The organism is Nocardioides sp. NBC_00368 (genome assembly GCF_036090055.1).
Classification (GTDB): Bacteria; Actinomycetota; Actinomycetes; order Propionibacteriales; family Nocardioidaceae; genus Nocardioides.
On record NZ_CP107970.1, the window covers coordinates 2,299,999 to 2,325,907 of the forward strand.

Consider the following 25,909-nt stretch of genomic DNA (forward strand, 5'->3'; position numbering starts at 1 on the left):
GCAGACCCACTACGAGCCTCTCTCTCATGCGAACACTCAGATGTCGGCAGACTACCGCGAGCGCCTCCGGATTCATCTTCAGGGGTTCCTCATGTCGCGTATGGCACAGAGGTTCCGCGCGTGGAACCTCTAACGTTGGGTTCTGTGACCGACAGCTTCACCTACCTCGACGCCGCATCGGCCGAACCGCTCCATCCGGCGGCCCGCGACGTGCTCCTGGCCGCGGCAGAGCAGGGGTATGCCGACCCTCGCCGCCTCCACCGGCCGGCCCGTAACGCGGGTCTGCTGCTCGAGAACGCCCGCGAGGTCGTGGCCGAGGCGTTGGGTGTACGTCGCGATGAGGTGCTTTTCACATCCTCGGGCACCGCCGCCGTGCATGCGGGCCTGCTGGGGCTCGGATCACGTGGCATCGGTCACAGTGCCGTCGAGCACCAGGCCGTCATCGACGCCGCGCGCTGGTCGCAACGCTCCCCCGTCACCGAGCTGGCCGTCGACGGCGAGGCCCGGGTCGACGTGGCCGCGGTGCGGGACGCGGTCGCGACCGGAGAGATCGACGTGGTCGCCGTCCAGCAGGCCAACCACGAGGTCGGCACGCTGCAGCCGCTCGACGACGTCGCCTCCGCCGCCGCCCCGGTCTCGCTCTTCGTCGACGCCTGCGCCTCCATGGGGCGGCTGCCGCTGCCTTCGGTCGGCGATACGATCGCCGGCTCCGCCCGCAAGTGGGGTGGCCCCGGCGGCGTGGGAGTGCTGGTCGTGCGCAGGTCGGCGCGGTGGCGCTGGCCGTTCCCGGGCGATGAGTGGTCGCGTACGGATCAGGGGTTCACGAACATCCCCGGGGCGCTGGCCGCCGCGGCGGCGCTCCAAGCGGTCGTCGCCGAGCGCGAGGAGGTCAACTCCCGCCAGCACGAGCTGATCTCGCTGGTCCGGGAACGGGTCAGGGTGGAGATCCCCGACGTGGACGTCGCCGGCCCCGACGAGGGCCGGCTGCCCCACCTGGTGACGTTCTCGGCGCTGTACGTCGACGGCGAGGCGCTGGTGACCGCCCTGGACCGCCTCGGCGCCGGTGTCGCGAGCGGCTCGGCCTGCACCTCCGACACCCGTGAGCCGTCTCGCGTACTTGCTGCCATGGGAGCGCTGACACACGGTAACGTTCGGCTGTCGCTGACCCGCGACACGACGCGAGAGGATGTGGAGCGCGTGCTCGACGCACTGCCTGAGATCGTCAAGGACCTGCGCGCCGAGGCCGGGCTGTGAACGGCCCGGTCGTGACCCTCGACTGCCGCGGCCAGGCCTGCCCGCGGCCCATCATCGAGCTCGGCCGCCACCTCGGCGACGTCGAGGTCGGCGAGGTCATCGCCGTCGCGGCCGACGACGTCGCCGCCCACCACGACGTGCCCGCCTGGGCCCGGATGCGCGGGCAGGAGTTCGTCGGCGAGGTGGAGGCAGAAGACGGCGTACCCGTGTATCGGATACGCCGTCTGAGCTGAGCGGCGGTCGGAATACCCGGTTCACCGGGTATTCCTGCACTTCTCAGGCGTTGCAATGCCAGAGAAGTGCAGGAATTGCCAGAGAAGTTCAGGCCTTGATGTGCGAGGCGATCTGGTCGGCGGCGGTGTCGCCGTAGGACTCGCGGACCCGGGCGACGAACTCCTCGGCGGTGAAGGAGTACTCCTGCGGGCCGACGGTCTCGACGCAGTAGGCAGCCAGCACACAGCCGACCTCGGCGGCCTGCTCGAGCTCGCAGTCCCAGGCCAGTGCGGCCAGGAACCCGGCGCGGAAGGCGTCACCGACGCCGGTGGGCTCGATCGCGTTCACGTTCTTCGCGGCCGGCAGCTGGATCGGGTCCTCGCCCTTGCGCTGGATGCGTACGCCGTCCTTGCCGAGCGTGGTGACCTGGGTGCCGACCCGGGCCAGGACCTCGTCGGCCGACCAGCCGGTCTTCTGCTCGAGGACGTGAGACTCGTACTCGTTGGTGAACAGGTAGGCGGCGCCGTCGACGAGCTCGCGGATCAGCTCGCCGTCGCCGAAGGCGAGCTGCTGGCTCGGGTCGGAGATGAAGGTGTAGCCCCGCTGGCGGGCCTCCTCGGTGTGGCGCTTCATCGCGTCGGGGTCGTCAGGAGCGACCAGGACGAAGGCCGGCTCGCCGACCTTCTCCGCGATCGGGCCGAGCTCGATCTCACGGGCCTCGGCCATCGCGCCGGGGTAGAAGCTGGCGAACTGCGCCATCGCGGTGTCGGTCGTGCACACGAACCGCGCGGTGTGCAGCGTCTCGGAGACGCGCAGGTGGTCGCAGTTGACGCCGTGGCGCTCGAGCCAGGAGCGGTAGTCGGCGAAATCCTCACCGACCGCACCCACGAGCACCGGCGCGAGGCCGAGGTTGGCCAGGCCGAAGGAGATGTTGGCACCGACGCCACCGCGGCGGATCTCGAGGTCGTTGACCAGGAAGCTCACCGAGAGCTTGTCGAGCTGGTCGGCGACCAGCGAGTCGGCGAACTTTCCACCGAAGCTCATCAGGTGGTCGGTGGCGATGGAGCCTGCGATCAGGAGTGAACCGGACATGCGCGGAACCCTACCGGCGAGGCCTCGGGCGACGTTAAGGCTCGACCGTGGACGGGAGATGAATATTACCGCCGAGTCGGCCTTCTACTACCCGTTGGTAGTGCTTACCGTCGTTTGCATGACAGACATGCGCGTTCCGTACGACGACCTCGACAGCCCCGCGCAGCTCTGCGCCGACTGCGCCGCCGCCGACAGCGCGCTGCGCCTGCCCGCGCCACGGGCGCGCGAGACGGCCCGCCCGGCGCCGGCGGTGCGGATGCAGTCCCGCGAGCCGCGCGACGCCGCCATGCTCGAGGCGATCGGGCACGTCGCCGACGATCTCGCCCTGACCTGACCGGTCTCGGCCCCCGATCGGGGGCCACCAAATACCAGCAGCCCCTGCCTTGCGGCAGGGGCTGCTGACGTACTGGACCAGGTTCGGCTCAGTGGAACGAGTCACCACAGGCGCAGGAGCCGGTGGCGTTGGGGTTGTCGATGGTGAACCCCTGCTTCTCGATGCTGTCCACGAAGTCGATCATCGCGCCGTTGAGGTAGGGAACGCTCATCCGGTCGACGACGACGGCCACACCGTCGAAGTCGGTGACGACGTCACCATCGAGGGTGCGCTCGTCGAAGAAGAGCTGGTAGCGCAGGCCGGAGCAGCCACCGGGCTGCACGGAGATGCGCAGGCTCAGGTCGTCGCGGCCTTCCTGCTCCAGGAGGCTCTTCACCTTCGCGGCGGCAACGTCGCTCAGGTTGATGGAGTCGGCGCGGCGTTCGGTCGTCTGCTCGGTCATGTAGCTGGGCTCCCTGTGCGTGGGTGCGGGTTGTGTCTCAAGGTCAATCGTCGCACATCCGCGGTTATTCCCGGTGGTCGGCGGACCACGTCCGAGCGACCCGGGCGGCGACCTGGACCAGCGAGTCGTACGCCTGGCTCAGTGCCCGCTCCTCCCCGACGCTGTCGACGAGCGAGTAGGCGGCATCGATGCCGAGCGTCCGCATCTCCCGACCGCTCATGCTGACCTTCCCCGCCAGCACGATGCAGGGCCGCAGCGCCTGCTCGGCGAGCCGCGCCACCCCGGCCGGCACCTTTCCGGCGGCGCTCTGCGGGTCGAAGGACCCCTCGCCGGTGATCACCAGATCGGCCCGGGCGGCCAGCTCGGGCAGCCCCAGCAGGTCGGCGACGACGTCGAGACCGGACCGGCGCGTGGCCCCGAGGAGCAGCAGCGCGAACCCCATCCCGCCGGCCGCGCCCGCGCCCTTCTCGGTCGCGATCTTGCGCGAGGTCGCGGCCGCCAGGTCCTGGAGCGCGCCGTCCCAGCGCGGCATGGTCTCCTCGGCCAGCCCCTTCTGCGCACCGTAGACCTTGACCGCGCCGAAGAGCCCGGTCAGCGGGTTGTCCACGTCGCTGGCGATGACGATGTCGAGGCCCAGCGGCTCGGGCATCGTGACCTCGGTGACGCCCTCCAGCCCGGCGACACCGGCGTCGAGCGGCCGGTCCGCGGTGGCGCCCAGGGCGGCCAGCAGCCCCGCTCCCCCGTCGCTGGTGCCCGAGCCGCCGAGACCGACCACGACCGTGCTCGCCCCGGCGTCGCGGGCGGCGAGGAGCAGCTGCCCCACCCCGTACGAGGTCGCCTGCTCGGCGCCCTCCCCACCGGTCAGGTGCAGACCGGCGGCCTGGGCGGACTCGACATAGGCGGTGGCGCCGTCGACCAGCACCTGCGCCGACACCGGCTCACCGTGCGGCCCCCTGACCTCGACCTCGCGGAGATCGCCGCCCAGCACGTCGTGCAGCAGCTCGAGGAATCCCGGTCCTCCATCAGCCATCGGGGCCAGCGAGAGCTCGTCTCGGGGAGCCGTACGCCGCCACCCCTCCGCGATCGCGGAGGCCGCCTGGGAGGCGGTGAGCGTGCCGGCGTACTTGTCGGGGGCGATCAGCACTCGCATGGCCGAAACCTACCCGCGCACAGAAGTCGAGGGGCGGCCCAGGACCGCTGTCGACGTCGTAACCAATGCGCATGCGTCGCGTTAAGGTCGTTTCGTGCGGATCTTCGGGCGGCGCGGCGCCAGGGACTCAGAGAGCAGGCGGATCAGCGCCTTCTGGACCTGGTGGGCCCAGAAGGGCGCGCTGGCCTGCGGTGCCGCGCTCGACGCCGACGACCAGGACGCCCTGGTCACCCTGCTGGCACGACGGGTCGACGCGATGGAGGCGGGCCTGAGCTGGGAGGTCGGCCCCGGCCCCCTGGGCGGACGGCTGCTGGTCGTCTCCGCCGCCGGCAACCCGGACCATCGCGCGCTCGCGCGCCGCTGGCTGCTCGCCGCCCCCGAGCCCGACGGCGTCTCGCCGTGGGAGTTCAGCGACCAGCGCCCGCCGGTCGACGATCCGGTCGAGGCCGTGCTCACCACGCCCGGGGGCGACGCGCTCCGGCTCGCCGACGTGCTGGTCGGTGCCCGCCAGAAGGGCGCCCACTTCGATCTCACCCTCTTCCACCCGGCCTTCCTCGACCTCGCCGAGGACGCCCGGCTGCAGGTCGCTTTCCACGCTCTCGACACCACGCTGGGCGAGTCCAGCACGGAGCTGTGGATCGGCGAGGTCGAGACCACCACGGTCCGTCCCCATGACGGCTTCGGGCTCGACGGGCTGCGGGCAGCGGTGCGGAACCTCCGCAAGGAGTACGTCGACCCCGACGGCAACCCTGCCTGGGTGCTCCTCCACGGGGAGAGCCCCCGGGGTCCGGTGATCGCGAGCGCGGTCGTGCCGCTGCACCCGGTGACGGCGCCCAACCTGACCCATCACGTCGGTGTGATGGTGCCCTACGTCGGCTTCGCCGAGCGCGGCCTCCCCTCGGCCGACGCGCTGCACGAGCTGAGTCAGCTCGAGGACCGGCTCGCCATGAACCTCGGTCCCGACGGCCGCGTCGTGGCGCACGAGACCACCAACGGCGTACGCCTTCTCCACGCCTACGTCGACCCCACCACCTCTGCCCCGCAGCGGCTCGAGGAGACGGTCGGCGGCTGGGTCCACGGCGATGTCATCACCCGGGTCGACACCGACCCGGCCTGGGACGCCGTCCGCCCGTTGCGCGCCTGACGAGCGCACCGCCCGGACCACGATGTGACCCACGCCACCGGGGCGTCGAGCCCTCGACATGTATTATCGTCATCATGACGACTGTCGACCTCCCGCTGCTCCCCCTGGGGCGCGGCACCGACCTGAACTCCGAGCGTGGCGTCGAGTGCCCCGGCGACCTGCCGGCGGCCTCCGACCCCGACCTGGTGAAGCGCGCTCTCGCCGCCAAGGAGAAGCTGGGCGAGAAGGTGTTCGTCCTCGGACACCACTACCAGCGCGACGAGGTCATCCAGTTCGCCGACGTGACCGGGGACTCCTTCAAGCTCGCGCGTGACGCGGCTGCCCGGCCGGACGCGGAGTACATCGTCTTCTGTGGCGTGCACTTCATGGCCGAGTCGGCCGACATCCTGACCTCGCCGTCGCAGGCGGTCATCCTCCCCGACCTCGCCGCCGGCTGCTCGATGGCCGACATGGCGCGGCTGGGCCAGGTCGAGAAGGCCTGGGAGGCGCTCTCCGAGGCGGGTGTGGCCGAGCAGGTCGTGCCGGTGACCTACATGAACTCCTCGGCCGACATCAAGGCGTTCTGCGGCCGCCACGACGGCGTCGTGTGCACCTCGTCCAACGCTCAGGCCGTGCTGGAGTGGGCCTTCGAGCAGAAGGACGACGCCAAGGTCCTCTTCTTCCCCGACCAGCACCTCGGCCGCAACACCGCGGTCCTGAAGCTCGGTATGTCGCTGGACGACTGCGTGGTCTGGGACCCGCTCAAGCCCGGCGGCGGCGTCAGCGCCGAGGAGCTCCGGGCGGCGAAGGTGATCCTGTGGAAGGGCCACTGCTCGGTCCACGGCCGCTTCTCCCCCGACACCATCGACGACCTGCGCGCCGAGATCCCGGGCGTGCAGATCCTGGTCCACCCCGAGTGCCAGCACGAGGTCGTCCTCAAGGCCGACCTGGTCGGCTCGACCGAGTTCATCATCAACACGATCGAGGCCGCTCCGGCCGGCACGGCCTGGGCGATCGGCACCGAGCTCAACCTGGTCAAGCGCCTGGCCGCCGCCCACCCCGACAAGCGGATCGTCTTCCTCGACCGCACCGTGTGCTATTGCTCGACGATGAACCGCATCGACCTGCCCCACTTCGTCTGGGCTCTCGAGTCCCTGGTCGAGGGCCAGGTCGTCAACCGCATCGAGGTCGACGCGGAGACCGAGCACTACGCCAAGCTGGCCCTCCAGCGCATGCTCGACCTGCCCGGCAAGACGCAGGACGACTGACCCCTTCCAGCCGAGGCGTCGGCTACGTCGGCCGAGGTGGCACTCCGGTGCCACCTCGGCCGACGTGCGTGACGCCTCGGCTGCGGTCAGCTGGTGGGGAGACGTACGGCGATCGTGGTGTCGCCGGGGACGCTGGTCAGACTCACGGTGCCGCCGTGGGCGGTGACGATGGCGTGGACGAGGGCGAGGCCGAGGCCGGCGCCGCCGTCGCGCTGACGAGCCTCGTCGGCCCGGGTGAAGCGCTCGAAGGCGTGCGGGACCAGAGCGGGCGGGAAGCCGGGGCCGTCGTCGTGGACGTCGAAGCCGTCAGGACGTACGCGGACCGTGACCGTGGTGCCGGCCGGCGTGTGCCGCCGCTCGTTGGTGAGCAGGTTGCTGATCACCTGGTGGAGCCGCTGGGCGTCGCCGGTGACGATCACCTCGGCGTCACCGGAGTCGGCGTCGGCGGGCAGCTCGAGCCGCCAGGTGTGTGAGGGGTCGACGACGCGGGCGTCGTCGACGGCCTCCAGGAGCAGCCGGGTCAGGTCGACCGAGTCACGAGCCAGCGGGCGACCCTGGTCGAGGCGCGCGAGCAGGAGCAGGTCCTCGACCAGCGCGGTCATCCGCAGCGACTCCTCCTCCACCTTGCCGAGCGCCGTCGGGACCGCCTCGGGCCGCTGCTGGGCGAGCTCGGTGTAGCCCCGGATGGTGGTCAGCGGGGTGCGCAGCTCATGGGAGGCGTCGGCGACGAACTGGCGTACCTGCTGCTCGCTGCGGTGGCGCTCGGCCAGCGAGGTCTCGACGTGATCGAGCAGCGAGTTGAGCGCGGCGCCGACCTGGCCGACCTCGGTGTCCTCGTCGGTGAGCCGCCCAGGGACCCGTTCGGTGACCGAGACCTCGCCGGAGGACAGCGGCAGTCCGGCGACGGTGTGGGCGGTGGCGGCGACCTCGCGCAAGGGGCTGAGCTGGCGGCGTACGACGAGGTAGCCCGCACCTGCCGCGCCCACGACGCCCAGCAGGATCAGCAGGGCCTCCCAGTAGATCAGGCTGTCGATGGTGTTCTCGACCTCGCCAGTCGACATCCCGACGACCTGCACCGCCTGCTCACCGGTGTCGAGGAAGCCGGATTCGGCCACCACACGGTAGTTGCCGTGATTCGGCAGTTCGACGTCGTGGGGTCGGGCGTCGACGCGTACGTCCTCGAGAACATCGAGGTCGGCGTCCGACAGCTCGTCGGCCGCATCCGGGACGAAGCCACCGATCTGGCTGTCGGGCGCGGACGACGCCGGGATGACCGCGCGGATCGCACCCGGCGGAACGTTGGCCATGCCCGCGGGCCCCGGACGGTTCACCGAGCGCGCCATCTCCTTGACGTCCCGGTCGAGACGCTCCATCAGCGTCTGGCGCAGCGCGATCGTGGCGAACGTGGCGATCAGGAGCGAGACGACCAGCACCAAGGAGACCGCGGTGATGACCAGGCGCGAGATGAGCGGCGCGACCAGCCGCTTCAGCCGGCTCACTCAGCGGCCTTCAGCACATACCCCGCGCCGCGCATCGTGTGGATCATCGGCTCCCGGCCGGCGTCGATCTTCTTGCGCAGGTAGGAGATGTAGAGCTCGACGACGTTGGCCTGACCACCGAAGTCGTAGGACCAGACCCGGTCGAGGATCTGGGCCTTGGACAGCACCCGCCGCGGGTTGCGCATCAGAAAGCGGAGCAGCTCGAACTCGGTGGCGGTGAGGCCGATCTCCTCCCCCGCGCGGTGCACCTCTCGGGAGTCCTCGTCCATCGTGAGGTCGCCGACGCGGATCACCGAGTGCTCCTCGATCCGGGTCGCGCCGGCCCGCCGCATCAGGGCACGCAGCCGCGCGACGAGCTCCTCGAGCGAGAACGGCTTGGTCACGTAGTCGTCACCACCCGCGGTCAGCCCCGCGACCCGGTCCTCGACCGCGTCCTTGGCGGTGAGGAAGAGGACGGGTACGTCCGGGCTGGTCGCCCGCACCCGGCGCAGGACCTCGAGCCCGTCGAAGTCGGGCAGCATCCAGTCGAGCACGATGGCGTCGGGGGCGGTCTCCTTCGCGGCGGCCACGGCCTTGGAGCCGGAATGGGCCATGGTGACGGCCCAGCCCTCGAACCGCAGCGCCATCGAGATCAGCTCGGCGATGTTCACCTCGTCGTCGACGACGAGCACCCGAAGGGGCGAGCCGTCGGGGCGAGTCAGGTCCTGTGCTCCGGTCATGACCCCATCATGCGTCCGTTTGCTGTGTGGCGCCTGTGAGGTCGCTGTGGTGTGTCGATGTCATCGCCGGCCACCTGGCACGGCGGGCACCTGTCCGCCCGGACCGACGAACCTCTGGACCTCACCACCCTGGCGCCCGAAGCTTTCCTGCCCGGAGGTGTCGCCGCCGGGCAGGTCCTGGGACAGGTCAGCCAGCGCGACCCGCTGCCCTTCCTCGAGACCGTCGGTGACCTCGATCCTGGTGTCGCCGACCAGACCCGTGGTGACCGGCGTGCGCTCGGCCGAGTCGCCGTCGACGACCGTCACCGAGCCGTCGGAGAGGGCGGAGGCCGGGATGGTCACGACGTCCTCCGCGGACCCGACGACGACGTCCACGGTGGCCGTGCTGCCGGCGAGCAGGTCGAGGCCGCTCTCGTCGAGGGTGACGGTCACCGGGAACCTGCTGCTGCCCGAGGAGGTGTCGGGAACCCTTCCGACGAGGGTGACCGTGCCCGGGAGAGCCTTCTCGGCTCCTGCCGGCGTGACGGTCGCGACCTGCCCGGTCTCGAGCTGCTCGACCTGGGTGGCACTGACGGTCAGCTCCACGCTGGTCAGGCCCTCCCCGATGAGTGTGACCGCCTGGGTGCCGGCCGAGGCGCTGTCACCCTTCTTCACCGCGACCGAGGCGACCGTGCCCGCCGCCGGAGCCTTCAGCACCGCACCCGCGAGCGCTGCCTCGGCCGCGGCGACGTCCGCCTTCGCCCGGTCGATCTCGGCCTGGTCCTCGGCCAGGGTCGCGGCGGTCACGCTCTCGCCTCCACCGCCTCCGCCGGCGCCGTCGGACGTGCCGGGAGAGCCTGACGTGTCGGAGCCGCCGGCTCCTCCCGATCCGCTCGGGCTGCCTCCGCTCCGCTCTCCCGGCGCGCCCCCGGGCATCTCGGCTGATCCGCCCGAGGGCTGCCCGGAGCCTTCCTGGGTCTGCCCGTCGCCGGGCTGGTCCGGATTCCCTCCACCCGGCGATCCCGCGCTCGCGAGGGCCTGGTCGAGCTGCGCGCTGTAGTCCTTCAGGTCCTCCTTCGCGCTCGTCACCGCCTTCTTCGCCTCGGCGACGGCACCCTGGGCCGAGCCGAGCAGAGCCGCGGCCTCGGTCACGGTCCCACCGGCCTTCCGCTGAGCGCCGAGCGCGGTCTCCAGGTCCTCGTCGCACGACGTCGAGGTGTCGTCGGCACAGGACGCCTGGGCTGCCGCGAGCGCCGTGGCGAGCTCACCGTTCTCGTCGAGGGTGCCGCCGGCCGCCACCAGGGCGGTCAGCTTCTCCAGAGCGGAGGCGAGGTCGGCCTGCGCGGTGCCGAGCTCGTCGTCGGCGGTGTCGAGCGCCTTCTGGGCCGAGACGACCGCGTCCTGGAGCTTCCGGATCTCGGCAACGAGCTCGGCGGTGGCGTCGGTCGACGCGCCGAGCGCGGTGGCCGCAGACGCCGACCCGGTCCAGACCGCCGCGAGGTTCTCACCGGAGGACCCGCCCGCCGAGCTCGGCGACGCGGTCGTCTCCGACGAGGTCGAGGTGACGCCGGAGACCTGGGCCTCCTTGTCGCTCTGCAGCTGCGCACGGGCAGCGGCCAGAGTGGCCTTGGCGGAGGTGAGCGACTTCTTCAGCGACGTACGCTCCAACCGGGCCACCACCTGGCCCTTCTTCACCGTGTCGCCCTCAGTCAGGACCGACTCGACGGTCCCGTCGGTGGCGAAGGCGAGATCCGTGCGGCCGTTGGGCGCGACGGTGCCTGCCAGCGAGAGCGTCTGCTCCACGTCACCGGTGGTGACCGCGGCGGACCGGTAGCCGGCCGAGCCGGAGGTGGTGGCTGCGTACGCGGTGTAGCCACCACCCGCGACGACGATCAGTGCCGCCGCTCCGGTGGCCGCCTTGACCCAGGTGCGGGAAACGCGCCTCACGACGACGCTCCGTCCTGGCTCGGTGCGCCGCCCGGCATGCCGCCACGGCCCACGAATCCGGTGGTGCACTCGCCGTCGACCGGGTCGGAGACCGAGATCCGCTCGGCGGTGACCGCGCCGGTTTCGTCGGTCTCGCCGGTGGCGGTGACGCACCTGCCCACGGTCAGCGCGCTCTTGGTCGCGGTCTCGGTGGTCGCGTAGGTGGTGTCCGCGCCGACCGTGACGTTCACCGAGGCCGTCTCCTCGGAGTCGCGCGAGGTCGCCGCCACGGTGAAGCCCGTGGCGCTGACGGAGGTCACCTCACCCGAGGTGCCCCTGCCACCGGGGCCGCCCGAGGCCATCCCGTCGGGCATGTCACTGGGCATATCGCTGGGGATATCGCTGGGCGCTCCCTCGGGCCGCTGCCCGCCTCCGAACCCTCCACCATCGGAGCAGGTGCCGTCGGTCTTCTCGGTGATCCGGACGGTGCCCGCCGCCACGGCGGTCTCGCCCGGCTCGGAGCCGTCCGCAGTCGTGACCATGACGCAGCTGCCGACCGTGACGTCGGCGAGCGCGGCCTCGACCTGGTGGCTGATGGTGGTCTCGTCGGTATAGGTGACCGCGGTCTGGGAGTCGCTGCTCTGCACCTGCAGGGTGCTGCCGTCGATGGCGGCGATCTCACCGGAGGCGCCCGGCATCCCGCCACCCATCCCCCGGATCTGTCCCTGGCCCTGGCCGTACCCCTGCCTCTGCAGGTCCGTGGCGGAGTCGTCGGCGGCGCCACAGCCGCTCAGGACGAGGAGCCCGGCCGCGGCGAGGGCGACGAACGGCAGCGGGCCGGCCCGGCGCACGCCGGGTGTGAACGTGGTGGTCATCGAGGTTCCTTCGTACGTCGAGATGGTGATGTCACTCGCTGCGGAGCGCGTCGATCGGGGTCAGGCGAGCGGCCCGGCCGGCGGGGTAGACCCCGAAGCCGACGCCGAGCGCCAGGGAGGTGACCAGGGCGGCGGCGGTCGCGAGGAGAGACAGGGACACGGGCTGGTCGATCAGGCCGGGCAGACCCCAGGCGCCGACGGCGGCGATGGCGATGCCGACGATGCCTCCGGCCAGGCCGAGGAGGGATGCCTCGGCCAGGAACTGGCGCCGGATCACGGCCGGGGTCGCGCCGAGCGCCTTGCGCAGGCCGATCTCGCGGATCCGCTCGGTGACGGAGACGAGCATGATGTTCATGACGCCGATGCCGCCCACGAGCAGCGAGATGGCCGCGATGCCGCCGAGCAGCACCGTCAGGGTCTTGTTGGTGGCGTTGGCGGTCTCGACCAGCGAGTCCTGCGAAGAGATGGAGAAGTCGGCCTCCTCCGCGGTGACACCGTGCAGGTTGAGCAGCAGCGCGTCGATCTCCTGGTAGGCGGCCGCCAGGGCCTCGTCGGAGACCGCCTCGACGTAGACGGTCGAGACCGAGCCGTCGGTCGAGCCGGTGAGTGCCTTGGCCGTGCCCATCGGGGTGACCGCGGTGTCGTCCTCGGTCGAGCCCGATGAGCTCGCTCCGGTCGACTCCAGTACCCCGATCACGGTCAGAGCGGTGCCACCGACCGAGACCGTCTCCCCGACCGGACTGGCCGGCCCGGTGAAGAGCTCGGCGGCCGTGTCGGCGCCGAGCACGACCACCTTCGCGCCGGAGGCGACCTCCTGGGAGTTGAAGAACCGGCCGGTCGCGACCTCGCGCTTGCGGACCTCGGGCCACGTGGTGGTGGCGCCGACCAGCGAGGTCGTCCAGTTGGTGGAGGCGGTGTCGAGCTGGGCGTTGGAGGTGGTCACCGGGGCGACCGCCTTCACGTCGGGAGCGGCCTCGTCGTCAGCGAGCGCCTCGGCGTCGGAGAGGGTCAGCGTGGAGGCCGACCCGAAGCCGCCGCGTACGCCCGAGGAGTCGGTGGACGAGCCCGGCGAGACGATCAGCAGGTTGCTCCCCAGTACGCTGATCTGGCTCTTGACCTGGTCCTGCGCCCCCTGGCCGAGGCCGACGGTGAGCACCACCGAGGCGATGCCGATGACGATGCCGAGCATGGTCAGCAGCGACCGCAGGCGGTGCGAGCGCACCGCGTCCCATGCGGTCGCGAGGGTCTCGGCCCAGCTCATCGCGCACCTCCGGCGAGCACCGGCTCGTCGGCCGTGATCAGGCCGTCGCGGATGGTCAGGTTGCGGCCGGCACGCGCGGCGACGTCGTGCTCGTGGGTGATCAGCACGATGGTCCGCCCGCTCGCGTGCAGCTCGTCGAGCAGCGCCAGCACGGCCTCGGACGAGCCCGAGTCGAGGTTGCCGGTCGGCTCGTCGGCCAGGATGATGTCCGGCTCGGTGACCAGCGCCCGGGCCACCGCGACCCGCTGCTGCTGGCCGCCGGAGAGCTCACCGGGACGGTTCTCGAGCCGGTCGCCGAGCCCGACCCTCGCCAGCGCCCGGGCGGCGCGCTCGCGGCGCTGCGACCTGGGGACACCGGCGTAGGTCAGCGGGAGCTCGACGTTGCGCCAGGCGGGCAGGCTCGGCAGCAGGTTGAACTGCTGGAAGACGAAGCCGATCCGCCGGTTGCGTACGTGGGCGAGGGATGCCTCCGACATCGTCGAGACGTCCTCGCCGCCGAGGAGGTAGCTGCCCTCGGTCGGCACGTCGAGGCAGCCGAGGATGTTCATCAGGGTCGACTTTCCGGAGCCGGAGGGGCCGATCACGGCGACGTACTCCCCCGCGTCGATCTCCATCTCGACACCACGCAGGGCCTCGAACTCGATCGAGCCGGAGCTGTACGTCTTCCGCACGCCCCCCAGGCAGACGACCGCGGCGCCCGCGCTCACTGACCGCCTCCCGTCTGGCCCGTCATCCCGCCACCGGGGAACTGCCCGCCACCGGGCAGCTGCCCCGGCTGCCCGTCCTCGCCGAAGCCGCCGAAGCCGCCTTCCTCGCCGCCTTCGCGGTTCCCGGACCCGGAGCCCCCGCCTGCGGGACGGGTGAAGCCCTCGATCTCGACGGTGTCGCCCTCGGCGAGCCCCTCGGTGATCTCGGTCGTGGTGCCGTACACCTCACCGATCGTCACCTTGGTCTTGACCGTCTTGCCGTCGACGACCTTCTGGACGTACGCCTGGTCGCCCTCGGTCGTGATCGCGGCGCTGGTCACGGTGAGGACGTCCTCGCGCTGCTCGACGGTGATCTCGGCGGTCGCGGACGTGCCCGGGTAGAGGTCGTCGCGCTCCCCGGTCACCGTGATGCTCACCGGGAAGACCGCGGCGCCCGAGGAGCTCGTCTCGGCGACCTTGCCGACCGTCGCGACCGTGCCGAAGACCTCCTCGTCGACCCCGTTGACCGTGACCGTGGCCTGCAGGCCCTTCTTCAGCGAAGCCGCGTCGTCGGCGCTGACCGTTGCCTCGACGACAAAGCTGCCCGCCGAGACGATCGAGACCGTCCCGGTGTCGGAGGAGCCCGTGGAGCTGTCGGTGCCCGTGTCTTCCGAGCCGCCGCCCATCGACGAACCGGAGCCACCGGACCCACCCGAGCCCGAGTCCGTGGAGCCCGACGAGGAGCCGACGACGTCGCCCACGGCGATGTCGAAGGCGGTGACGGTGCCGCCGATGGTGGCCCGCAGGACGGCGTCCTTCACGGCCTGGCGGGCGGAGTCGAGGTCGGCCTCTGCGGCCGCGACGGCGGCCTGGTCGGAGGCGATCTGGACGTCGGAGGCCCCCGAGGACTCGTCGGTGTCGAGCTGCTCCTGCGCGGCGGTGAGGGCCGACTCGGCCGCGGTGCGGTTGGCGACGAGGGTGGTGTCGTCCACCCCGGCCAGGGCGTCGCCCTTCTTCACGGTGTCGCCCTCGGCGACGTAGACCTTCGTCACCGTGCCGGAGACCTCGAACGACAGGTCGGCGGTCTCGGCCGCCTCCACGGTGCCGCTGGCCGACACCGTCTCCTTCACCGTCCCCGACGTCGCCTGGACCTGCATCGCCTGCGACTGCGTGGTGTCCTCGCGGGTGAGCGCCCAGGCGCCCGCTCCCCCACCGACCACCACGGCCGCCACCCCGGCGGCGAGCAGGATCCGGGCCGTACGCCCCAGCCTCCGCCACCGCTCCGTGAGTCTCCTGCGCACCACACTGCCTCTCTCCTACGCCCCGGCGGGCGCCGGAGGTCTGACGAGAGGACTGTCGTGAGCGCGGCTATGCGGGAGGTCGGCTCCCGCTGTGCGGAGACTGTGAATCCGACGCGCTCCCGCTCACGCGGCGGGCGGTGTGGAGCATCAGGTCGGCGCGCACCTCGACCTGCTCGGGGAGCCCCGCGGCCAGGTCGGCGAAGAGCGCAGACCTACCGGCGTCCGGGAGGATCCGGATCGCGGAGATCGTGTCGAGGTGGCGGAGATAGTCCTCGCGGGCGAGGACGAACCGGCGGCGCACCTCCCACTGGCGTACGTCACGCAGCCGGTCGTCGGCCAGCATCTCGTCCCCGGGGAACAGCATCGGCGCGTCCGGCGGCGACGGCGGCGGCAGGTGACGGCCTTCCGGGGCGTACGCCGCGATCATCTCCTTCTCGACGGCGGCGACCTCGTCGTCGGCGAGCTCGAAGGGACCACCGAAGAAGGCCACCGCTCCCCCGTCGCGGACCAGGGCGGCGGCCCGGTCCCACCGGGTCTCCGGCGCGGTCCAGTGCCAGGCCGCGGCCGCGTAGAGCAGGTCGAACGGCTGGTGGTCGGCCGGGTCGAGGTCCTCCAGTGCGGCGCGCACGGTGGTCACCGGCAGCCCGGCGCACTCGCGGCGGAGCACGGTGAGCATCTCGGCGTCGGGGTCGGTCGCGACCACCTCGATCCCGGCGCCCGCGAACGTGCGGGTCGCCTTCCCGGTGCCGGCGCCGATCTCGATCGCCCGGCGCACCGGTCCGTCGGCGACCTCGCTCACCAGCGCGACCAGGCTCTCGGGATAGCCGGGACGGTAGCGCTCGTAGTCCTCCGCGACCGCTCCGAAGCTCCGTGCGCGTTCCATCTCGACCGCCTCTCGGTCAGAGCCCGGGGGCGCCCCAGACAGCGAGCCAGCGGGACAGATCCTTCTCGACCGGGAGGTCGCCTTCGACCGCGGTGCGGACGTTGATCTCGAGGAGGTTGTCGCGCTGCTGCGGGCCGGTGGGGACGAAGGGGTAGAAGGTGCCCTGCTTGTAGAGGTAGATCAGGCCGACCCGCCGCCCGTCGGCGCCCTCGAAGGCGATCAGGGAGCACAGCAGCCCGGGGCCGAAGCCGTTCATCTCCAGCGTCGTGTTGACCGCGTGCAGGTCGGTGACCAGGCCGGTGATGTCGGGGTTGTCCGGGTCCAGCGGCTCGCGGTCGACACTGAGCCAGGTGAAGCCGAACTCGTCGACGCTCGTGGTCACCTTCGGCGCGTTCTCGGAGGCGCCGAGCAGCTCGACGACGTCGTTCTGGGTGCCGGCGAACCCGGCGCCCGCCGCGGCCCGGTAGCAGACCGCGCCGTCGCCGGTCGGGACCAGTCCGAGCGAGGTCTGCATGGTGAGCGCGGCGGTCGGCACCGCGAACAGCGCGTCGAGGTTGGCCTGCTTCGGTCGCGTACGACCCGTGATGACGTCCCAGAAGCCCACGGGGCCGACCCTACTGCGCCGGACGGCCGAGCTCGGCCTCGATCCGGGCGAGTTGCTCCAGACGCTGCTCCAGCGACGGATGGGTCGAGGTCAGCGTACGCAGCGACTGGCCGCTGATCGCGGGGGCGATGAAGAACGCGTTCATCGCCTGCGAGGACCGCAGGTCCCGGCTCGGGATCGCGGAGATCTCGCCGGTGATCTTCTGCAGCGCGCTGGCTAGCGCGGCCGGCTTCATGGTCAGCTGCGCGCCGGCCCGGTCGGCGGCCAGCTCGCGGTAGCGCGAGAGCATCCGCAGCAGCAGCCAGGACACGGCGTAGACCGCGAGCGAGACCAGCAGCACCACCAGCCACACCGGAAGACCGTTGTTGTTGTCGCGGCGGCCGCCACCGGCGTAGGCGCCGTACTGCGAGCCGCGGCTCAGCATCCCGGCGACGATGCCCGCCGAGGAGGCGACCGTCATCACCAGCACGTCGCGGTGGGCGACGTGGGAGAGCTCGTGGGCGAGCACGCCCTCCAGTTCCTCGGCGCTCAGCCGCTGCATGATGCCGGTGGTCACCACGACCGCGGACCGCTTCGGCGAGCGGCCGGTGGCGAAGGCGTTGGGCATGTCGGTGTAGGCGATCCCGACCCGCGGCTTCGGCATGTCGGCCAGTGCGCACAGCCGGTCGATCATCGCGTGCAGCTCCGGCGCCTCCTGGGCGGACACCTCTCGCGCGCGCATGGCGCGCATCGCGAGGGTGTCGGAGGAGTACCACTGCCACCAGGCGATGCCGAGCCCGACGATGCCGATGATCGGCGCCCACTGGGAGGGCAGCACGAACATCAGCGCCACGATGAGCCCGACGAACAGCGCGCCGAGCAGGAACATCACCGTGGTCATCCGGACGGTCAGCCCGGCATCACCCTGGAAGCGTGACATGCTGCTCAGCCAGGGATGAGGCCCTCGTCGCCGAGCATCTCGGAGACCTCGGCGAGTGTGGAGCCGGGTCCGGGGAGGATCAGGTCGGAGGAGTCGATCGCGTCGACCGGGTGGGCCGTGCCCAGCGAACGGACGCTGTCGAGCAGCGCGGCGAGCGCCGCCTCGAAGACGGCCTCGTCGGTGCCCTGGCAGGCAGCCTCGACAGCGGCGTCGAGCTCGTTGAGCTTGTCGACAGCGGCGTCGTCGACGTCGTACTGCCCCTCGCCCAGGATGCGAACGATCACTGCTCGGCCTTCTTCTCGGTCGATTCCACGTCGATCACCGGCGCGTTGGCGTCGGCGCCGGGCAGCGCCTGCGTCTGCTGCGGGGCGTTGAGGCCCTTGAGCGCGGCGAGCTCGGCCTCGACGTCGTTGGTCGAGCTGAGCGCGTCGAGCTGGCGGGTGATGTCGTCGGAGGGGCCGGCGGTGAGGTCGTCGAGGGCACCCGAGGCGAGCAGCTCGTCGACGGCGCCGGCGCGGGCCTGCATCTCGAGGGTCTTGTCCTCGGCACGCTGCATCGCCAGGCCGACGTCGCCCATCTCCTCGCCGATGCCGGAGACGGCCTCGTTGATCCGGGTCTGCGCCTCGGCGGCGGTGTAGGTCGCCTTGATGGTCTCCTTCTTGGTGCGGAAGGACTCCACCTTGGCCTGCAGCCGCTGCTGGGCGAGGGTGAGCTTCTCCTCCTCACCCTGGAGGGTCGCGAGCTGGGTGCTGAGATCGTTGATCTGGCTGGTCAGACCGGACTTGCGGGTCAGCGCCTCGCGAGCGAGGTCCTCTCGGTTCATCTCGATGGCCTTCTGGGCCTGACCGGTGAGCTTGTCGGACTGCTGCTTGAGCCCGTTGATCTGCAGCTCGACGCGCTTGCGGCTGGTCGCGACGTCCGCGACGCCGCGACGCACCTGCTGCAGCATCTGAAGCTGCTTCTGGTAGCTGTAGTCGAGCACCTCCCGTGGGTCCTCGGCCTTGTCGAGCGCCTTGTTTGCCTTCGCCTTGAAGACCAGGCTCAGCCGCTTCATCACACTCATCGGTTCCCTTTACGCCTCTCATATGCGGCCGACCGCCGGCCGCCCCGCGTCGTCGCTTGCCGCTGGACTCTCGTCGTCCTAGGACAAGTGTTGCCTCTCACCTTAGGTCGGGTCCACAAAACTCGCTGTCAAGGCCGCACGGGATATCCTGTGTGTGTCCCAGCCAACAGGTAAGAGGTCACTTAAGTTGTTCGGTCGCAAGTCCCCCGCCCCGCAGGTCGTCGAGCCCGAGAGCCCGGTCAAGGAGACCGGCAAGGGTCGACCGACCCCCACGCGCAAGGAAGCGGAGGCGGCTCGCAAGGCGCGCCTCAAGCAGCCGCGTACGCGCAAGGAGATCAACGCCGCCAACCGCGCCCAGCGGGCCGAGCAGGGCGACAAGATGCGCCAGGCGATGAAGACCGGCGACGAGCGCTACCTGCCGCTGCGCGACAAGGGCCCGGTCAAGCGGTTCATCCGCGACTGGATCGACGCCCGCTTCACCTTCGCCGAGATCGTGCTCCCGGTGCTGATCATCGCGCTGGTGGTGCCCTACGTCAGCGTCGAGCTGGCGATGTACTCCCAGCTCTTCACCCTCGTCGTGATGGCCACCGTGATCGTCAACCTGATCGCGCTGCGCTTCCTGCTGCGCAAGGAGCTCAGGCGCCGCTTCCCCGACAACGACCTCAAGGGCACGACCTACTACGCGATCATGCGGGCCATCCAGATCCGTCCGCTGCGCCTGCCCAAGCCGCAGGTCAAGATCGGCGCCCAGCTCCCCGACGACTACCGCTGAGTCTCGTCGGACCCGGGAGGGTCCTCGACCTCGCAGACCAGGCTGGCGCCGCCGGCGCGTTCCTGGAAGCTCCACGAGCTGGTCAGGTCGGTGAGCTTCTCGGCGATGTAGGGCTCGGGTGTGGCGGCGGGCATCGAGGTGAGCGTCCAGACCGTGGAGAGCTCGACCCGGGTCGGCGTACGCCAGGCCAGCTTGACCCAGATCTCGCCGGGCAGGCTGGAGGCGGCCACGTGCACGCCGAAGGCGGCAAGCACCTCGAGCCGGTTCGCGGCCCGGTCGCCGACGACACGTGAGTCCGTCCACGCCCGCACCTGGCTCATCGCCTGGTCCGGCGTCAGCAGGCCGGATGCCTGCTCGCGGTCCGTCTCGTGGACGTGGTTGCTCATCAACTGACCTCTCGGGTGGGGGATGGTGTGGCTGGGGCCGTCTGGATGTCCCAGATGGTGTCGAGACCGGCCCGGCGGAGCCGGCCGGCGAGCGCCGGGTCGGCGTTGCGGAGACGCAGGGGCACACCCCGGGTCCCGCAGCGCCGCTTCGCCCAGAGCAGGGCGGCGACCGTCGTCGAGGAGAACCGGGTCAGCCCGGTCAGGTCGACCACGACCGCCTCGGGAGCGCTCGCGAGCATCTCGGCCAGCCGCCAGCGCAGGTTGTGGATCGCCCGCCGGCAGGTGACGTCCGAGAACGGGACGACGACGGTCTCCTCGACCGGGTAGAAGTCAGCCTCGCTCATGCGGCCCACACTGACGGCGCTGTATGGAGGTGTCTTCGCAGTTTCGTGTCAGTTTCGTGTCACTTCGGGCCGGCCGAGCGCAACAGCCCGGTGTCGTCACCACCCGGGTGAGACGATGCCCGACGTGCAAGAGGCAGCCAGACGAGTGCTCATCCTGGAGGACGACTACGGGCTGCGTACGTCTCTCCGGCTCTTCCTCGAGCAGGAGGGATACGCGGTCGGCGAGGCCGACGACGCCGAGGTCGCCCTCGAGCTGGACGCCGAGCGGTCGTTCGACGTGATGCTGGTCGACCTGATGCTCGGTGGCATCGACGGGTTCACCTTCATCCGCTCCGTCCGGCCGCGGACGACCGCCCCCATCATCGTGATCAGCGCCCGCGACGGCGCCAAGGACGTGGTCGCCGCACTGGAGGCGGGAGCCGACGACTACGTACGCAAGCCCTTCGACGTCGCCGAGGTCCGCGCCCGGATCAAGGCCGCGCTGCGGCGCCCGGACTACCCGCTGGTCCCCTCCACCAGCGGCTACACGCCCGCCGGCGGCATCGTGCTCGACTCGACCGACGGACCGCTGGTCTTCGACCCCGCGGGCGCGACCCTGCGCCGAGGAGCGGAGGACCTCCACCTGACCAGCACGGAGTTCAAGCTCCTGCTCGCCCTGGCGACGAGTCCGGGCCGGGTGATGACCCGCGAGAACCTGGTCAGCCAGATGTGGCCGGAGGGCCACCACGGCGACGTCCGCGTCGTCGACGTGCACGTCAGCCGGCTGCGCACCAAGGTCGACACCGACCCGTCGGCTCGTGGCGTCATCTCGACGGTCCGCGGACTGGGCTACCGCCTGGATCCGCGATGAGCCGGCGCCCGCCCCGCCGGGGGCTGCGCACCAACGTGGTCACTGCCTTCGCCGCCGGAGCCCTGCTGATCAGCCTGATCCTGGCCTTCGGCACCTACTTCTCCGCGCGTCACTACCTGATCGTGCAGCGCGAGCGCAACGCTCTGCAGCAGGCCTACATCGACGCCGCGCTGGTCAAGGAGAGGCTGCGTACGAACGGGGTCAACGTGGCCGACGTCCTCACCGAGATCGCCCAGCCGCGGCGCACCACGGTCCTCGTCCACCAGGACGGCCAGTGGTACTCCTCCGACCTCACCACTCCCGTCCACGACGCCACCAGCAGCGTCGCCAGGAGCGTCGAGGCCGGCGACGTGGCGCTGGCCTGGAACGATGCCGGCGACCGGCCCAACATCGTGGTCGGGATCCCCCTCGAAGGCGTCGGTGCCGACTACTACGAGGTCACCCACGCCAAGGAGCTCAGCCAGACGCTCGACACGATGGGCTACGCCCTCGCCATCTCCGCGGCGCTCACGACCGTCGCCGGCGGCATCCTGGGCTGGTACGCCGCCCGGCGGGTGCTGCGCCCCCTGCGGCAGGTCGCGCTCGCCGCTGCCCGGATCTCCGCCGGCGAGCTCGACACCCGGGTCGAGGCGACCGACGACCCCGACCTGGCGACGCTCACCGGGTCGTTCAACACGATGGTGGACACCGTGGTCGAACGCCTCGACCACGACGCCCGCTTCGCCGCCGACGTCAGCCACGAGCTCCGTACGCCGGTGGCCACCCTCACCACCAGCCTCGGTGTCCTGCAGGGCGACCGCAGCCTCTCGCCGAGCTCCGCGACGGCCGTCGGGCTGATGGCCGGCGAGCTGGCCCGGTTCCGCGGGGCGCTGGAGGACCTGATCACGCTGGGACGGCTCGATGCCGGCGTACGCGAGTCGGAGTGGGAGCTGCTGGGCGTCGCCGACCTCGTCGCCGCGACTCTCCGCGAGGCCCGCATCGGCGACGAGGTGGTGGTCGAGGTGCCGGCCGACCTCGAGATCTATGCCGACCGGCTCCAGGTCCACCGGGCGCTGGCCAACCTGGTCCGCAACGCCGAGACCCACGGCGGTGGCCTGACCGCCGTCCGCGCCACCTCCCGGCGCCGCCACGCCGAGATCCACGTCGTCGACTCCGGTCCCGGCGTCCCCGCCGCGGAACGAGAGCGCATCTTCGACAGGTTCGCCCGGCTGGGCGCCCGCGGCGCGACCACGGGCAGCGGACTCGGGCTGAGCATCGTGGAGCAGACCGCCCAGCTCCACGACGGCTCGGTCTGGTGTCGCGACACCGCCTCCGGCGGCGCCGACTTCGTGCTCTCCCTCCCGCTGGCGCCCACGGCGCGGTCCAGGTCGGGCCGGGAGGTGACATGAGGGCGGTGCGTACGTCCTGGGCGGCAGTGGCCGCGGGGCTGCTCCTGCTCGCGGCGTGCGGTGTGCCGGACGACGACCAGGTGCGCACCGTCGATCCCTCCGAGGTGCCCTACCACCTGCTCGAGGACGCGGGCGAGGTGCCCTCGGGCGCGGAGACCGGGGCCGCCGGACCGCGGCTCTACTGGGTGGACGCCCAGGACCGGCTCGTCGGCCGGCCCGCGGCGAGCTTCTGCGCGAAGACGTTGACCGGGGTCGCGAGGGACATTCTCGGCCAGCTCGGTGACGGCCCCTCGGGGCGCGAGCTGGGTGCTGGCCTCGGCACCGCCCTTCCCCCGCAGGGATGGCTGGAGCTCGTGGCCATCACCGACCGCACCGCCCACCTCCGCGCCTCCGCCGACGACACCATCGCCACCAACCGGGTCGTGCTCGCGACGGCACAGACGGTGCTGTCGCTGACCTCGATCCCGGGCGTGGACCGGGTGGAGATGGAGTACGACGCCGAGCCGCTGCAGGTGCCGCGCTCCTCGGGCGAGCTCGCCGACGGACCGCTGCGGCACGACGACTACCGCAGCCTGCTCGCCGACCCCGCCGAGGCCGCCGGGGCCGCCGGGGAGCCCACGGCCGACCGGCTGCGAGGCAAGGAGCTCTGCCCGCGCTGAGCCGGCTCCCCCACCGCGCTCAGGCCAGCCCGAGGACGTCCTCGAGACCGATGGTGAGCCCCGGCCGCGAGCCGATGCCGCGGATCGCGGCGAGCACGCCGTGGGCGAAGGAGGTGTGGGAGAGCGAGTCGTGGCGGATGGTCAGGAGCTCCCCGACGCCGCCGAGGACGACCTCCTGATGGGCGACCGACCCGGCCATCCGCAGCGAGTGGACCGGGATGCCGTCGACGGAGGCGCCACGGGCGCCGTCGAGCGCCGAGGTGGTCGCGTCGGGTGCCGGGCCCACGCCGGCCTCCCGGCGCGCCGCAGCGACGAGCTCGGCGGTCCTGCGTGCCGTACCGGAGGGAGCGTCGGCCTTCCGCTCGTGGTGGGTCTCGACGATCTCCACCGACGGGAAGTGGGCCGCGGCGAGCTCGGCGAACCTCATCATCAGCACGGCACCGACCGAGAAGTTGGGGACCACCATCGCACCGACACCCGGGGACTTCGCCAGCCAGGTCTCGAGCTGCTCGACGCGGTCGGGGCCGAAGCCCGAGGTGCCGATCACCGTGTGCACGCCGTGGGACAGGCAGAACTCGGCGTTGCCCATCACGGCCTCGAGCGTGGTCACGTCGACGGCCACCTCGGCGCCGGCGTCGGTGATCATCGACAGCTCGTCGCCACGGCCGATCCGAGCCACGAGCTCGAGGTCGTCGGCGGACTCGACGGCATCGCAGACCGCCGAACCGAGCTTGCCACGTGCACCGAGAACAGCCACCTTAGTCATGGGCGAAACCCTATAGATCACGCTCGAGCAACGATCCACCAGCATCCGGTGAACACTGTCTGGCGAGGGTCGTGAGCAGAACCGTAGAAGGATCTGGCAGTCTTGGACCCATGGTGGTGCAGACGATCCCTGCTCGGATCCGTTGGGCCGTTGACTTCATGGACATTCAACCGAACGATCATGTCCTTGAGATCGGCTGCGGTCCGGGGGCTGGTGCCGAGCTGATCTGTAGCCGGCTGGAGACCGGAAAGCTGTTTGCGATCGACCGCTCGGAGTCGGGTGTCGATCGTACGAAGCGACGCTGCGCGAAATACCTGGAGGCAGGACGCCTCACGGTTCGCCAGATCGACCTCGCGACGCTGCGGGTGCCGGTCAAGCGGCTGACGAAGGTCTTCGCGTTCAACGTCAACCTGTTCTGGGTGCGGGACGCATCCGCCGAGATCGCGCTGCTCCACGAGCGCGTCCTCCCCGGCGGCACCGTCAACCTCTTCTACGAGGCCACCCAGCGTGAGCAGGTCCCCGAGATCATCGAGAAGTCGAGCAAGGCCCTGGCCGACGCCGGCTTCCGGGTCTCCATCGTCGACTCCAAGGTCCCGGCCGCGGTCGGGATCATCGGCAAGCGGTAGCCACCGACGTCCACATCCCGAGACGTTCCCGCCAGGTTGACGGGGAGTTCTCGGGGTTGTCGGGTGTTTCGGTGCCCGTCAACCCCAGGGATACCCGGTCGACCGGGTATCCCTTGAGGCCGCCCGGCTCTCAGGCCGGTCCCACGACCGCGAGGATCTCGGGCCGGGAGAGGATCTCGGCGGCGACCTCGCGACAGTCCTCCAGCGTGACCGCGTCGATGCGCGCCAGGACCTCGTCGATCGAGTAGAGCTCGCGGTGGACCAGCTCGGCACGGCCGATGCGGGACATCCGGGAGGCCGAGTCCTCCAGGCCCAGCACGAGCCCGCCGCGGAGCTGGCCCTTGCCGAGCTCGAGCTCCTCGGCGGTGATGCCGTCGCGGGCGACGGCGGCCAGCTCGGAGCGTACGACCTCGAGGACCTCGTCGAGCTTGGCCGGCAGACACCCGACCTGGACCCCGAAGAGCCCCGTCTCGGCGTGGCTGTAGGCGTAGGAGTAGACCGCGTAGGCCAGGCCCCGGTGCTCGCGGACCTCCTGGAAGAGCCGTGAGGACGTCGCCCCGCCGACGGCGGTGTTGACCACCTCGAAGGCGAAGCGCCGGTCGTCGCCGCGCTGCAGGCCTTCGCGGGCCAGGATCACGTTGACCTGCTCCAGCGGGCGCTGGGCGCTGGTCTCGCCGGGAGCGACCTCGAGCGGTGACCCCTCACGCGGCGCCACGGGAGCGGCCGCGGCTGTCAGGAAGCCCGAGCCGGAGAACGCCTTCTCCACCATCGCCACGACCTCGTCGTGGTCGACGTTGCCGGCGACCGAGACGACCATCCTGGGCGCCACGTAGTGCTCCCGGTAGAAGTCGTCGATCTCCTCGCGGGTCAGCGCGGAGATCGAGGCCTCCGTGCCGGCGATGCCCCGCCCGAGCGGCGTCTCGGCGCCCCATGCCTGGGCGGCGACGAGGTTGTGGATCACGTCGTCGGGATCGTCGTCGTGCATGGCGATCTCGTCGAGGATCACGTCACGCTCGGCCTCGACGTCCTCGGCGGTGATCAGCGAGGAGGTCAGCATGTCGCCGACGACGTCGATCGCCAGCGGCAGGTCGACGTCGAGCACACGCGCGTGGAAGCAGGTGTACTCCTTGGCGGTGTAGGCGTTGAACTCCCCGCCGACGCGGTCCAGCGAGGAGGAGATCTCCAAGGCCGTACGCGACGGGGTGCCCTTGAACAGCAGGTGCTCGAGGAAGTGGGAGCAGCCGTGCTGACGCGCGGTCTCGTCCCGGGACCCGACGCCGATGAAGACGCCCACGGCCGCCGAGCGGACCCCGGCCATCTGCTCGGTCACGATCCGCAGGCCCGAGGGGTGGACCGTACGTCGCACCAGCGACGTCACCGCGCCGTTGACCTCGGTCTGCTCGAGCGTGACGGTGGTGCCGGGCTCCTGGTTATAGCCGGAGGACCGGCCGACACCCGTGTGTCGACCGGTCCCTCGTGCCGAAGCGGAGCCAGAGGCGTTCCACTCAGTGGTGCGTGACGCCAAGG

Annotated in this window: 29 protein-coding genes; 10 read left to right on the forward strand and 19 right to left on the reverse strand. The window is 71.2% G+C overall.

Features of this window, described 5'->3' with window-relative positions; all coding sequences use genetic code 11:
* The first annotated feature begins 144 nt into the window (after positions 1 to 144).
* Both OG984_RS10960 and OG984_RS10965 read left to right on the forward strand, forming a co-directional pair.
* Entirely contained in the window at positions 145 to 1,254 is a 1,110-nt protein-coding gene (locus OG984_RS10960; protein ID WP_328531613.1) for a cysteine desulfurase family protein, read from the forward strand.
* Positions 1,251 to 1,487: a sulfurtransferase TusA family protein gene (locus tag OG984_RS10965; protein WP_328531614.1), complete on the forward strand. Its 237-nt coding sequence runs from the start codon at positions 1,251 to 1,253 to the stop codon at positions 1,485 to 1,487. The genes OG984_RS10960 and OG984_RS10965 overlap by 4 nt, the downstream gene beginning before the upstream one ends.
* A gap of 88 nt (positions 1,488 to 1,575) precedes the next feature.
* On the opposite strand, the gene OG984_RS10970 is transcribed toward OG984_RS10965, so the two are convergent.
* Positions 1,576 to 2,559: a carbohydrate kinase family protein gene (locus tag OG984_RS10970; protein ID WP_328531615.1), complete on the reverse strand. Its 984-nt coding sequence runs from the start codon at positions 2,557 to 2,559 to the stop codon at positions 1,576 to 1,578.
* Positions 2,560 to 2,677: 118 nt separating this feature from the next.
* Between OG984_RS10970 and OG984_RS10975 the strand changes: the two genes are divergently transcribed.
* On the forward strand, positions 2,678 to 2,893 hold the full coding sequence (locus OG984_RS10975; protein ID WP_328531616.1) for a hypothetical protein: 216 nt from the start codon (positions 2,678 to 2,680) through the stop codon (positions 2,891 to 2,893).
* A gap of 88 nt (positions 2,894 to 2,981) precedes the next feature.
* Here the strand turns inward: OG984_RS10975 and erpA are convergent, their stop codons facing one another.
* Positions 2,982 to 3,335 (reverse strand): iron-sulfur cluster insertion protein ErpA, encoded by a 354-nt coding sequence (erpA, locus tag OG984_RS10980; protein ID WP_328531617.1) that lies wholly within the window; start codon positions 3,333 to 3,335, stop codon positions 2,982 to 2,984.
* Positions 3,336 to 3,399: 64 nt separating this feature from the next.
* Positions 3,400 to 4,485, reverse strand: a complete 1,086-nt coding sequence (locus tag OG984_RS10985) for a glycerate kinase family protein (RefSeq protein WP_328531618.1) — start codon at positions 4,483 to 4,485, stop codon at positions 3,400 to 3,402.
* Between the two features lie 94 nt (positions 4,486 to 4,579).
* Between OG984_RS10985 and OG984_RS10990 the strand changes: the two genes are divergently transcribed.
* Together OG984_RS10990 and nadA are read left to right on the forward strand one after the other, a co-directional pair.
* Complete coding sequence (locus OG984_RS10990) at positions 4,580 to 5,629, forward strand: DUF695 domain-containing protein (RefSeq protein ID WP_328531619.1); 1,050 nt, start codon at positions 4,580 to 4,582, stop codon at positions 5,627 to 5,629.
* 74 nt (positions 5,630 to 5,703) lie between these two features.
* On the forward strand, positions 5,704 to 6,876 hold the full coding sequence (nadA, locus tag OG984_RS10995) for a quinolinate synthase NadA (protein WP_328531620.1): 1,173 nt from the start codon (positions 5,704 to 5,706) through the stop codon (positions 6,874 to 6,876).
* An 86-nt stretch (positions 6,877 to 6,962) separates the two neighbouring features.
* On the opposite strand, the gene OG984_RS11000 is transcribed toward nadA, so the two are convergent.
* The 12 genes from OG984_RS11000 to OG984_RS11055 form a co-directional block, all read right to left on the reverse strand.
* Positions 6,963 to 8,375 carry a sensor histidine kinase gene (locus OG984_RS11000; RefSeq protein WP_328531621.1) on the reverse strand — a complete coding sequence of 471 codons (1,413 nt, stop codon included), beginning with the start codon at positions 8,373 to 8,375 and terminating at the stop codon, positions 6,963 to 6,965.
* Positions 8,372 to 9,094, reverse strand: a complete 723-nt coding sequence (locus OG984_RS11005) for a response regulator transcription factor (protein WP_328531622.1) — start codon at positions 9,092 to 9,094, stop codon at positions 8,372 to 8,374. The genes OG984_RS11000 and OG984_RS11005 overlap by 4 nt, the downstream gene beginning before the upstream one ends.
* A gap of 60 nt (positions 9,095 to 9,154) precedes the next feature.
* A complete protein-coding gene (locus OG984_RS11010) occupies positions 9,155 to 11,020 on the reverse strand; it encodes an HlyD family efflux transporter periplasmic adaptor subunit (protein ID WP_328531623.1) in 1,866 nt (621 codons plus the stop codon).
* Complete coding sequence (locus OG984_RS11015) at positions 11,017 to 11,874, reverse strand: DUF5666 domain-containing protein (protein ID WP_328531624.1); 858 nt, start codon at positions 11,872 to 11,874, stop codon at positions 11,017 to 11,019. The genes OG984_RS11010 and OG984_RS11015 overlap by 4 nt, the downstream gene beginning before the upstream one ends.
* A 31-nt stretch (positions 11,875 to 11,905) precedes the next feature.
* Positions 11,906 to 13,135: an ABC transporter permease gene (locus OG984_RS11020; RefSeq protein WP_328531625.1), complete on the reverse strand. Its 1,230-nt coding sequence runs from the start codon at positions 13,133 to 13,135 to the stop codon at positions 11,906 to 11,908.
* Positions 13,132 to 13,842, reverse strand: a complete 711-nt coding sequence (locus OG984_RS11025) for an ABC transporter ATP-binding protein (RefSeq protein ID WP_328531626.1) — start codon at positions 13,840 to 13,842, stop codon at positions 13,132 to 13,134. The genes OG984_RS11020 and OG984_RS11025 overlap by 4 nt, the downstream gene beginning before the upstream one ends.
* Entirely contained in the window at positions 13,839 to 15,122 is a 1,284-nt protein-coding gene (locus tag OG984_RS11030) for an efflux RND transporter periplasmic adaptor subunit (RefSeq protein ID WP_328531627.1), read from the reverse strand. Before OG984_RS11030 ends, OG984_RS11025 begins: the two co-directional genes overlap by 4 nt.
* A gap of 67 nt (positions 15,123 to 15,189) precedes the next feature.
* Positions 15,190 to 16,005 (reverse strand): class I SAM-dependent methyltransferase, encoded by an 816-nt coding sequence (locus OG984_RS11035; RefSeq protein WP_328531628.1) that lies wholly within the window; start codon positions 16,003 to 16,005, stop codon positions 15,190 to 15,192.
* A gap of 16 nt (positions 16,006 to 16,021) precedes the next feature.
* Positions 16,022 to 16,609 carry a PspA-associated protein PspAB gene (gene pspAB / locus OG984_RS11040; protein ID WP_328531629.1) on the reverse strand — a complete coding sequence of 196 codons (588 nt, stop codon included), beginning with the start codon at positions 16,607 to 16,609 and terminating at the stop codon, positions 16,022 to 16,024.
* 10 nt (positions 16,610 to 16,619) lie between these two features.
* Entirely contained in the window at positions 16,620 to 17,528 is a 909-nt protein-coding gene (gene htpX / locus OG984_RS11045) for a zinc metalloprotease HtpX (RefSeq protein ID WP_328531630.1), read from the reverse strand.
* A 5-nt stretch (positions 17,529 to 17,533) separates the two neighbouring features.
* Positions 17,534 to 17,812 carry a PspA-associated protein PspAA gene (gene pspAA, locus OG984_RS11050; protein WP_328531631.1) on the reverse strand — a complete coding sequence of 93 codons (279 nt, stop codon included), beginning with the start codon at positions 17,810 to 17,812 and terminating at the stop codon, positions 17,534 to 17,536.
* Positions 17,809 to 18,591, reverse strand: coding sequence for a PspA/IM30 family protein (locus tag OG984_RS11055; RefSeq protein ID WP_328531632.1), 783 nt, complete (start codon positions 18,589 to 18,591; stop codon positions 17,809 to 17,811). The genes pspAA and OG984_RS11055 overlap by 4 nt, the downstream gene beginning before the upstream one ends.
* Positions 18,592 to 18,778: 187 nt before the next feature.
* Between OG984_RS11055 and OG984_RS11060 the strand changes: the two genes are divergently transcribed.
* Positions 18,779 to 19,363, forward strand: a complete 585-nt coding sequence (locus OG984_RS11060) for a DUF3043 domain-containing protein (RefSeq protein ID WP_328531633.1) — start codon at positions 18,779 to 18,781, stop codon at positions 19,361 to 19,363.
* Here OG984_RS11060 and OG984_RS11065 read toward each other — a convergent pair.
* Both OG984_RS11065 and OG984_RS11070 read right to left on the reverse strand, forming a co-directional pair.
* Positions 19,354 to 19,749 carry a hypothetical protein gene (locus OG984_RS11065; RefSeq protein WP_328531634.1) on the reverse strand — a complete coding sequence of 132 codons (396 nt, stop codon included), beginning with the start codon at positions 19,747 to 19,749 and terminating at the stop codon, positions 19,354 to 19,356. The genes OG984_RS11060 and OG984_RS11065 overlap by 10 nt on opposite strands.
* Positions 19,749 to 20,093 (reverse strand): STAS domain-containing protein, encoded by a 345-nt coding sequence (locus tag OG984_RS11070; protein WP_328531635.1) that lies wholly within the window; start codon positions 20,091 to 20,093, stop codon positions 19,749 to 19,751. The genes OG984_RS11065 and OG984_RS11070 overlap by 1 nt, the downstream gene beginning before the upstream one ends.
* A 115-nt stretch (positions 20,094 to 20,208) precedes the next feature.
* Here OG984_RS11070 and OG984_RS11075 point away from each other — a divergent pair, with 115 nt between their 5' ends.
* From OG984_RS11075 to OG984_RS11085, 3 genes are read left to right on the forward strand one after another with little or no spacing between them, the layout of a single operon-like run.
* Entirely contained in the window at positions 20,209 to 20,943 is a 735-nt protein-coding gene (locus OG984_RS11075) for a response regulator transcription factor (protein WP_328531636.1), read from the forward strand.
* On the forward strand, positions 20,940 to 22,331 hold the full coding sequence (locus OG984_RS11080; RefSeq protein WP_328531637.1) for a sensor histidine kinase: 1,392 nt from the start codon (positions 20,940 to 20,942) through the stop codon (positions 22,329 to 22,331). Before OG984_RS11075 ends, OG984_RS11080 begins: the two co-directional genes overlap by 4 nt.
* Positions 22,332 to 22,336: 5 nt before the next feature.
* On the forward strand, positions 22,337 to 22,990 hold the full coding sequence (locus tag OG984_RS11085) for a GerMN domain-containing protein (protein WP_328531638.1): 654 nt from the start codon (positions 22,337 to 22,339) through the stop codon (positions 22,988 to 22,990).
* Between the two features lie 19 nt (positions 22,991 to 23,009).
* Here OG984_RS11085 and dapB read toward each other — a convergent pair whose 3' ends face one another.
* The gene (gene dapB / locus OG984_RS11090; protein WP_328531639.1) at positions 23,010 to 23,756 is read right to left on the reverse strand and encodes a 4-hydroxy-tetrahydrodipicolinate reductase; all 747 of its coding nucleotides are present in this window, start codon (positions 23,754 to 23,756) and stop codon (positions 23,010 to 23,012) included.
* Between the two features lie 110 nt (positions 23,757 to 23,866).
* On the opposite strand from dapB, the gene OG984_RS11095 reads away from it, so the two are divergent.
* On the forward strand, positions 23,867 to 24,382 hold the full coding sequence (locus OG984_RS11095; RefSeq protein ID WP_091049846.1) for a class I SAM-dependent methyltransferase: 516 nt from the start codon (positions 23,867 to 23,869) through the stop codon (positions 24,380 to 24,382).
* Positions 24,383 to 24,512: 130 nt separating this feature from the next.
* On the opposite strand, the gene OG984_RS11100 is transcribed toward OG984_RS11095, so the two are convergent.
* Entirely contained in the window at positions 24,513 to 25,907 is a 1,395-nt protein-coding gene (locus OG984_RS11100) for a M16 family metallopeptidase (protein WP_328531640.1), read from the reverse strand.
* Between the last annotated feature and the right edge of the window lie 2 nt (positions 25,908 to 25,909).